We start from the raw sequence: 7,203 nt of genomic DNA, 5'->3' as shown, positions 1-7,203 counted from the left end.
TCGCTACCACCGCCCAACCGGGCAAATCCAACAGCCGGAGCGAACTCAGGATTGGATAAAACTTGGGGGCAAGGTCAATGAGCTCGAGGAATTGCGCACGAAATGCGAGTCTCGCGCGAGGGCGGAAAAAGCCGGGAATGAGAGCGTCAAAGCTACCGGGCGAAGGGCTCGGCGCGCCGCCGAACGGGCGGCAGATTAAGTGGCCGAGAGCACGCCATCCGGTCAGCGCTCGGGCGCCGCCGCCCGTAACATCGAGGCGATACTTCGCATCGAGAAACAGGACGAGCGAGAGCTCCAGATCCACCACCGCGCGCTCCATGCTGTGGGCCGCTTCGTAGGCATCCCCTTTTTCTTTGCCCTCCAATCTCTCGGTGTTGGTCTATGGCTGTGGATCAATACCTGCGCGGCCCTGAGCTGGCGGTTTGACGAATATCCGTTTCCCCTACTGTCAGTCGTGCTGGCGCTAGAGGCCGTGCTTCTGACCTCCTGCGTCCTTATCCGGCAGAATATCTCGGACCAGGCCTTCGAAAGACGCAATCACCTCGAACTGCAGATCAATTTACCGGCTGAGCGGGAGTCAACGATGTCACTTGCGCTGCTACAGCGGATCGCGGCTCACCTGAAATGTCCAGTGGAGAAAGACGCACAGAGCGAGCAACTCGCGGATGAGACCGAAGTCGACCAGATTGCACAGGATTTGAGGGAGCGGGAGGAAAAAGATGAGGCGATGGGGTAAGCGGCAAACATGCCAGGCCGCGAGTTCGCCGAGTGTGGTTACTAGGTGCCTGAAAAGGCAGTGCGCTGGAGAGGCTCCAGGACTTTTGCGTACGTTGCGCGCGAGCAAGTTCTATCAACACGATTCTGATGTCGTCGCGACTGAACCTGGAAGTCGGTCCGGAGGTGAGAAAAACGGTGGTCGATAATCAAGTTTTCTCCGTCGATCCACCCGTGGCTTAGCAGCCCATCAAACGACCCAAGGGGCTTGATTCAGGGCCTGCGCGCTCTCATCACCGATTGCAAGAAAGCCGAGCCGACGGCGGACCCCTGCACCCACGAACGTTTTGGCGAAACGAGCAAGGCCGCAGTAGCCGCTAAGAACTCTCGCCACTTCATTCGATCCTTCGGAGCTTGAAGAGACGGGTGCAGCGTATCACGTCTCGATGGTCACCGCTCGCCCCGGCCAAATGCGGCGCGTGGCGCAGGGCGCGTTGAGTCGTGTTAGTCCCCGCGAGGATGCTTTTGGAAGGTCGGCTCGGGGCCCCTCGAGGATCACGACCGCGCGACTTTAACGTGGAAGCCCCCTCTGTAGCCGGTCCCAACTCGTTAATCGTTCACGCATACCTCACCGCGAGCGTGCGAATCAAATCCGCCACCTTGCCGACCGACGCCGGTGAGAAAAATGAGCCGGCCGGTGGAGTTGCTGAATCGATCGGTCCCCTTGACGATCTTATCCAGTTGGCTGAAGGCCGGCGGCTCGGTGTCGTACATGCCAGCAGTGGTGGTCGTGAATGTTCCCCCTTTTGCCGTGACTAGCACCGTTCCCGCGTAAGATTGCAGTGTCTTGGACAACGAAGGCAGCCCTGCCGTTTCGGCCATTCCGTGCGCCGTGAAAAGCCACGTTGCGCCGCTTAGAGCGGGCTCATTGCTCATGACTGTTCCGACAGTGCAAAGGTCGATCTGACTTGAGCAACCGTCGTTGGTCGGCTGAAGCGCAATTGTCGCCTCAAAGCTTCGGCACTGCACGGGTTGTTGGGCGAAGCCGGCGCTCGTCGAAAGTACAACGATCAGCGTTGAAAGAAAGACGGTTTTCATCATGCCCTCCTTCTCTACTGGAGTGCAGTCTACACCTGACTGGAGGGGTAAACTAGAGCGTGCCAGCGCACTCTCGGTGCGTTGATCGTCGGTGCGGCTGCCATCTGGAAGTGGCAATCACTTCTTCAGGACAAGTCCCATTGCGCGCGCCATTCTCCTCGCGGATCCGGCGTGCCTCCCGAGTGCCGCCGCTATCTCCGACACGACACGACGACGCGCCAACCACGCAAGCCGCTTCCGTTCGGCCTCTGTCCTGGCTTCGACGACCTCATTTCGGGATGATTGAATGAACTGGCGGGGAGGTGATATTGGGAAATTTACGGGTTGCGACGAGCGACTAAAAGACCGGCCGCGCCCACCACAACTAAAATGCCTCCGCCGATAATCAGCCAGTTAGCCAGCTGCAGCCCGGAGAGCGTGTCCAACACGGTCCTCATTTGGTTGGAGCCTTCAGCCCAAGTTCGATAAAGAGACGAATGCGCTTTGCAAGTGGGCGAAGGGCCGCGACTGCGAAGCCGCAAAAAAGCATTAACCAGGTTGCGAGCGCCGCGCACCACAACAGATCTTCCAATAATTTGACCATGATCCCTGCACTCCCAAAATGCACTTTTTGAAATGCAAACAGTTTCCCTCAACGGGGGAACGGCCAAGCCACCTAAAAGTAGCCGCGGACCGTGGTGGTGCTCCGGCAGCCGCCCGCGAAAGTGTGCATTCGTAGCTCGCCGGCTCCTAGGTGGACGGGCTCCTTTTCAGCTAGCTGTCTCGGCAGGAAATGCCGAAGTTGTCGCAAGTGAGCGCGAAGGCTTCTTTCGCCTTACGTTCTCGAAGCAACAGCCCATGTGTACTACAGCCATCACGCTCATTTGCGGTGCGGGATTTGTGCTGCACTAGCGCATTGACCAAGGCCATGCCAATGACGATTGCGGTTTTATGGCCTGCGACCGCGCCAGGTTTTGCGGCGCCTTTGGCATCTGGGCGACATGGGCCGACGGCCGCGGACGCGGCAAAGGTATCTCGGGTATCGCCTTTGGCTCTCCGGGGCTCACCTTTAGCTCTTCAGGCATTACCTGTGGCTCTTCAGGCATTACCTGTGGTGCTGAGGCATTGGCAATAATGTGGGCGAGTTGTTCCTGCTTCGCGTTGAGCTGCTCGGTTAGTGTCTGGTTTTCGCGCGCCATCTGGATCTGCGTCGCTTTGATCTCGTCGAGTGTACCCTGGTTCCGTGCAAATTCCTCCCGGCTCGCCTTGAGTTGGCTCGCGAGATTTTCGTTGTCGCGGACCAAGTGTTCATGACTCACCTTGAGCAGTTCCACCGTTTGCCTCAACGCAGCGAAATCGCGCGCTATCGGTCGGAGCTGTTGCGCAAAATTTGAGGATAGGGAAACAGCAGACAGCGCGACGTCGTTCGGCGCGGCCTGCATCAGAGCTGCCGGGCCCGAGTGGGCCATCACTGCCGAATCAACGGAAGGTGACGATCGCCACGCAGCGGCACCAATAGATGCCGCCAATAGAGGAGCGATGAAAGCCACATAGCGCCAACCGAACATTCGATGACCCGTTGGCCGCGGGGCGCGCGACGTCCGGACCTTGGTCGGCGGGGCCAAAGGACCGACTTTCTCGTCGCGCGCCAAGGTCACCAAGCTAGAGAACTGCTCCGCTAAGCATTTCCTGATCTGCTCTTCCGCGAACTTGTCGTCCAGCGTGGAAGTCATCTGGCGCTCCATATAGATGCAATGGTGCCCCCGGAAAGCCATCAGCGCACCCGCTACGGCGGGTAACTTTCAACGGACGAAGTCAAGCCTTTCGCATGGATGAGCAGGCAATTTTAACGCAGTTGAGAAGGCGAAACTATGTTCACGGCGGAAGGACCCTGGTGAGTGCACGGCAGGCCAATATCGGTAGCCGTCGTGCTTCACTTCGTGAATCCAGTCCGGTCCTGGCGGGACCTGCTTGCCGGCGCTCGCCAGGCAGAGCTCATAGGCCATACGCATTGCCGGAAAATAGGGGCAGGTGCGGCATTTTGCGAATCAGGATCGGGCCCTGCCAGGCACGCGATGCTCGCTTACTCCTCCTGGAGGGCCTTTATCTTTCCGCAGGGCAAGCACCTGTACACGCGGATGACGGGCCTGTTGCCGACCGCCGGCAGCACGCCCAAGAGCGTCATTTGCCGCCCGCACGCCTCGCAGATCGGGAGTTGGGGACCGTCGTTGGAACCCGTTGGCATCGCTCTGAGTTTGCCCGAGTTCCATGCCGGATCTTATCCGGAAAACTACCGAGGCATGCCCCGGCGGTCAGGACAACGACAACGCAGCTGAAAGCTACACTGACCTAGCCTGGTTCGGAAATGGCGAAGTCCTCGACAGCAAGAAAGGGGAGGGTGCTCCTCGTGAGAAGTCGGAGCGATCGGCTCTGGATGTTTCCGGGTGGCCGCAGGCGCGTTGGCGAAAGCGAGCGGAAGTGCCTTCGCCGCGAAATCGGGGAGGAATTGCCGAAGATCAAGCTCGGACCCGTGAAGCTCTGGAAGGAAGTGAAGGCCAAGAACCGTCAGTCTGGGCGCAAGATGAGTGATGCGATCTTCGTGGCTACGAAGGTCTCCGGCCGCTTGAAGATCGGCGACAAGCAGGCGATCGACAAGGCTGCTTGGTGCAAACCCAGGGGCCTCAGGCTAACGCCAACGTCGCGCTATATCCGTGACAAGCTGTTTCCAAAACAGCCTCGGTAAGACCGCCTCAATTGGCGTCCGCTGTCTTCAATAGCCGCACATAGGGGCCGCTCTCGTGCATCTCGAGCCAGCCCTTCTCGATCGCATGCTTGATCCCGGCGCCAAACTCGGCCCCGCTAGCCTTGAGCGTGTAGAGGAACGGCGCGTTGATCTTTTCGATATGGATGCGCCCATCCTGCACCGGCTCGATTCCGGAGGCGAGTTCGACCAGCTTGCGGGCGGCGGCTTCAGGGTTGGCGTAGGAACGTTCGGCGCTGAGCTTCATCGATATCCCATAGCCGGGACCACTGGCTTATTCCAGTTGAAGTCGGCCGCACGTCGACGCAGTGCTTGCCGCAGACGGTGTCAAACGAACTGTGGCTAAGCCTTAATTCGGCGGGCCAGCGATCTGCGCCGACGGCTATGGAATGGCCACAACGGTAGTCCTAGCTCGCGCAGAAGAGCCGAACTAGCGTGAGCGCATTGCGTCGATCGCGTGGGCGATCAAGACCGCTGCGCTGGCAGCGATGAGCACGACAAGCAGCCACGTCACGTTTTCGCCTCCCGTCTGGGAGTTCAACGCGCCGGTCCGTGCACAGTCAAAAACAAGCAGCCGAAACGCGTAATTTCGGCCATCGGCTGAGGATTCAATGCAACTGTTGCGCTCGTTGTCGGACCTATCGGCAGAATGCCACGAAGAGCAAAATCCCAACAACGCACGCCACCAGAGACAGTAGGTAAATACCCACGGCTGAGTACCCCGACTCATTGGGACAAGGGATTTGAAAGAGATTTTAGACTTCCAAGTGTTCGATGCCAATTTTTCCCGATAGGGAAACTGTCGTAGGCCACAGGACGTTGACGTTCCCGGTATTCGAGCGTGCGAGTAACTGGGTATATTTCCTCTCGTTCGCTGGGAATCGTTCGCGACGATGCGGTGAAGACCTGGGCCCCCCGGTTCACGGGCGGGGCCTTCACATTATGCTGAAAATCGGAAATTACGCTTGTGCCGTCGGGCAAATCGGATGTAGATGGGGTGCTGGTTTAACTCACCGAAGGGGAACCAGCCCTCATGTCCGAACAAGTCGAACAGTCCTGTGATCTCGCCAAGATCGCCAAGCTCAACGGCGATTTCAGAAGAAACTATGGAGCACTCCTCGGCGCCTTTCTCTATCTGCGCTCGATCAGCGCCGCGTGCGGGCGCTCTTGGTTTTGGGCTGGTTTGATTTCGATGGCTTGTTCGGCCGCGCTGGCTTGGGTAGGGAAGTACGGCGTGGCATGGTTACACGTCGGATAACTGCACGAGCCAGCGCCTGAGGCGTTTCGTAGCGGCTCATCCGGCGCCGTATGCGGGCTCTCTCCGAGAATTTGACCGTTCGACCGCTCGTCCCGTCTGTTGACAACAATAGGTAATCAAACACGGATCTGCTCTGCTCGGTCAAACGGATGGCAGCGATCCATCCGTCAGGCATCCCTCCGCGTTGGATGATCCAATAGCAAGCATGGTTCGCCTTTGCCCCGGCCCGCCATCGGGCAGTTCGAAAAGAAATGCTCAAGCCTCTCTTCAACTTGCAGTCAGTCGAGCATCGGAAGCGCACCCCAGCCGCCTTGAGCTTCTCGGCGACTTGCGCCGCGAGCTTGGCTTTTTCCTCAGCCTACATTTGCCGGTGATCAAGATATTCAGTGTTCCGATTTGAGGTGTAGCCAATCAACCTGTAGGCATTTCGCAAATTGCCGAAATGTGCCCTGTATGTGGGGTAAGAGGGAAGACCTACGGCTCGATCAATGATCCTTGGACTTAGACGTCCTTCCTCCATCAGCGTCTTACGCAACCGAGACAACATTTCGTCCTCGGTCAAGAGGTCTACTCGACGCTCGCTGATGATCTTGTTTGCCTCAACGAAAGTTTGGCGTTCAATGATAGGTTCGATGCAGCCTTTGGTTCGAACCCACAGTTCTGGTGGGTTGGGTACTAAGCGGCTATTCAGCTTCTTTGAGTGACGATTGTAAACTAGATTCTCAATGTTGTTCTCATTCTTGAGAACCCGAGTGACAGAGTATCGAGTCCAGCGTCTCCTCGCTGAGGTTAGAATGGCCTTGCGGTTTAGCTCGTCGGCAATGACAGTTTCTGACTTCACTTCCAAGAACCGAGTAAACATCCACCTTACTATTGCCACTTCATCCCTGTCGCCAGGTCTTAGCCTTATATGATCGGTGGCGATGAATTTGCGCTCGCCTGGTTTTAAAACGCCCCGAGACTGAGACTTCTAGTCAACCAATTCGCGTTCGATTCCGAAGCCTTTTCGGCCACCGGGCGCATAGCCGTTGCGAACCAACCTGCAAACGCCGGCATGGACTTTGGCCGATAGCTCGCGACTAAACTCGGCTGCCATTACTCTCTTAAGGTTCTTGACGATGCTCGACAGCATGCTGCCATCATTCTCAAACTGCTCGGCGCAGTAGGCGACCTTGATGCCGGCTTGCTTGCAAACGAACTCGTGGTGTGCGCTTTCGTCGATATCCTGGAAGCGGCCCCAGCGGCTTACGTCGTAGACCAGGATATTGCCGAAGTCGGTATCGCCGCTCTGGACGTGCTCGAGCAACCGCTTCAATGTAAGCATCCGCCCAAGGCCGCGGAGCCTCTTCTTTTTGATCGGAGCCGGTGCGGCGAGGACATGGCTCCGGTGCGA

At 57.8% G+C, this 7,203-nt stretch carries 8 protein-coding genes; 3 read left to right on the top strand and 5 right to left on the bottom strand.

Features of this window, described 5'->3' with window-relative positions:
• Positions 1-199: 199 nt before the first annotated feature.
• Positions 200-736: a DUF1003 domain-containing protein gene (locus JQ632_RS38680; protein WP_212407967.1), complete on the top strand. Its 537-nt coding sequence runs from the start codon at positions 200-202 to the stop codon at positions 734-736.
• A gap of 587 nt (positions 737-1,323) precedes the next feature.
• On the opposite strand, the gene JQ632_RS38675 is transcribed toward JQ632_RS38680, so the two are convergent.
• Positions 1,324-1,815 (bottom strand): hypothetical protein, encoded by a 492-nt coding sequence (locus tag JQ632_RS38675; protein WP_212407966.1) that lies wholly within the window; start codon positions 1,813-1,815, stop codon positions 1,324-1,326.
• Between the two features lie 884 nt (positions 1,816-2,699).
• The gene (locus JQ632_RS38670) at positions 2,700-3,524 is read right to left on the bottom strand and encodes a hypothetical protein (RefSeq protein WP_212407965.1); all 825 of its coding nucleotides are present in this window, start codon (positions 3,522-3,524) and stop codon (positions 2,700-2,702) included.
• A 632-nt stretch (positions 3,525-4,156) separates the two neighbouring features.
• Between JQ632_RS38670 and JQ632_RS38665 the strand changes: the two genes are divergently transcribed.
• Complete coding sequence (locus JQ632_RS38665) at positions 4,157-4,534, top strand: NUDIX hydrolase (RefSeq protein WP_212407964.1); 378 nt, start codon at positions 4,157-4,159, stop codon at positions 4,532-4,534.
• A 7-nt stretch (positions 4,535-4,541) separates the two neighbouring features.
• On the opposite strand, the gene JQ632_RS38660 is transcribed toward JQ632_RS38665, so the two are convergent.
• Positions 4,542-4,799, bottom strand: coding sequence for a hypothetical protein (locus JQ632_RS38660; RefSeq protein ID WP_212407963.1), 258 nt, complete (start codon positions 4,797-4,799; stop codon positions 4,542-4,544).
• A 786-nt stretch (positions 4,800-5,585) separates the two neighbouring features.
• Here JQ632_RS38660 and JQ632_RS38655 point away from each other — a divergent pair.
• Positions 5,586-5,810, top strand: coding sequence for a hypothetical protein (locus tag JQ632_RS38655; protein WP_212407962.1), 225 nt, complete (start codon positions 5,586-5,588; stop codon positions 5,808-5,810).
• Between the two features lie 358 nt (positions 5,811-6,168).
• Here the strand turns inward: JQ632_RS38655 and JQ632_RS40565 are convergent, their stop codons facing one another.
• Entirely contained in the window at positions 6,169-6,690 is a 522-nt protein-coding gene (locus JQ632_RS40565) for a recombinase family protein (RefSeq protein WP_409363545.1), read from the bottom strand.
• A gap of 90 nt (positions 6,691-6,780) precedes the next feature.
• The coding region (locus tag JQ632_RS38645; protein ID WP_212407960.1) for a recombinase family protein at positions 6,781-7,203 on the bottom strand (423 nt) is incomplete at its 5' end.

This window comes from Bradyrhizobium liaoningense (genome assembly GCF_018130955.1).
In the GTDB taxonomy this organism is placed as follows: domain Bacteria; phylum Pseudomonadota; class Alphaproteobacteria; order Rhizobiales; family Xanthobacteraceae; genus Bradyrhizobium; species Bradyrhizobium liaoningense_C.
This window is presented reverse-complemented; position numbering and strand designations above follow the sequence as displayed.